Here is a 1,740-nt window from a genome sequence, read left to right as displayed (position 1 = left end):
AACCACCTGAGCTACAAGCCTATTAAGGTATTTCTGCTCGTTACTTTCTATCAGACAATCTGTGTGGACACTGCACAATGCGTATCTTGAGGTAAGGAGGTGATCCAACCGCAGGTTCCCCTACGGTTACCTTGTTACGACTTCACCCCAGTCATGAATCACAAAGTGGTAAGCGCCCTCCCGAAGGTTAAGCTACCTACTTCTTTTGCAACCCACTCCCATGGTGTGACGGGCGGTGTGTACAAGGCCCGGGAACGTATTCACCGTAGCATTCTGATCTACGATTACTAGCGATTCCGACTTCATGGAGTCGAGTTGCAGACTCCAATCCGGACTACGACATACTTTATGAGGTCCGCTTGCTCTCGCGAGTTCGCTTCTCTTTGTATATGCCATTGTAGCACGTGTGTAGCCCTACTCGTAAGGGCCATGATGACTTGACGTCATCCCCACCTTCCTCCGGTTTATCACCGGCAGTCTCCTTTGAGTTCCCACCATTACGTGCTGGCAACAAAGGATAAGGGTTGCGCTCGTTGCGGGACTTAACCCAACATTTCACAACACGAGCTGACGACAGCCATGCAGCACCTGTCTCACGGTTCCCTAAGGCACTAAGCCATCTCTGGCGAATTCCGTGGATGTCAAGAGTAGGTAAGGTTCTTCGCGTTGCATCGAATTAAACCACATGCTCCACCGCTTGTGCGGGCCCCCGTCAATTCATTTGAGTTTTAACCTTGCGGCCGTACTCCCCAGGCGGTCGACTTAACGCGTTAGCTCCGGAAGCCACGCCTCAAGGGCACAACCTCCAAGTCGACATCGTTTACAGCGTGGACTACCAGGGTATCTAATCCTGTTTGCTCCCCACGCTTTCGCACCTGAGCGTCAGTCTTTGTCCAGGGGGCCGCCTTCGCCACCGGTATTCCTCCAGATCTCTACGCATTTCACCGCTACACCTGGAATTCTACCCCCCTCTACAAGACTCTAGCTTGCCAGTTTCAAATGCAGTTCCCACGTTAAGCGCGGGGATTTCACATCTGACTTAACAAACCGCCTGCGTGCGCTTTACGCCCAGTAATTCCGATTAACGCTTGCACCCTCCGTATTACCGCGGCTGCTGGCACGGAGTTAGCCGGTGCTTCTTCTGCGAGTAACGTCAATCACCACACGTATTAAGTGTGATGCCTTCCTCCTCGCTGAAAGTGCTTTACAACCCTAAGGCCTTCTTCACACACGCGGCATGGCTGCATCAGGCTTGCGCCCATTGTGCAATATTCCCCACTGCTGCCTCCCGTAGGAGTCTGGACCGTGTCTCAGTTCCAGTGTGGCTGGTCATCCTCTCAGACCAGCTAGGGATCGTCGCCTAGGTGAGCCATTACCTCACCTACTAGCTAATCCCATCTGGGCACATCCGATGGCGTGAGGTCCGAAGATCCCCCACTTTGCTCTTTCGAGGTCATGCGGTATTAGCTACCGTTTCCAGTAGTTATCCCCCTCCATCAGGCAGTTTCCCAGACATTACTCACCCGTCCGCCGCTCGCCGGCAAAGTAGCAAGCTACTTTCCGCTGCCGCTCGACTTGCATGTGTTAGGCCTGCCGCCAGCGTTCAATCTGAGCCATGATCAAACTCTTCAATTAAAAGTTCGATTTGCTTCAACAAGTGAAGCGGTGCTCAGAGATTACTTCGTAATAATTCAACTAAATGAATTACTGCTTGGTCACTCTAAGACTTGATATTTTTTG

Annotated in this window: 1 rRNA gene; it reads right to left on the bottom strand. The window is 52.0% G+C overall.

Annotation, left to right across the window (positions count from 1 at the left end):
• Positions 1–92: 92 nt before the first annotated feature.
• A 16S ribosomal RNA gene (locus EX31_RS17225) occupies positions 93–1,635 on the bottom strand.
• Between the last annotated feature and the right edge of the window lie 105 nt (positions 1,636–1,740).

The sequence above is a fragment of the Rahnella sp. WP5 genome (assembly GCF_000745615.1).
In the GTDB taxonomy this organism is placed as follows: domain Bacteria; phylum Pseudomonadota; class Gammaproteobacteria; order Enterobacterales; family Enterobacteriaceae; genus Rahnella; species Rahnella aceris.
This window is presented reverse-complemented; position numbering and strand designations above follow the sequence as displayed.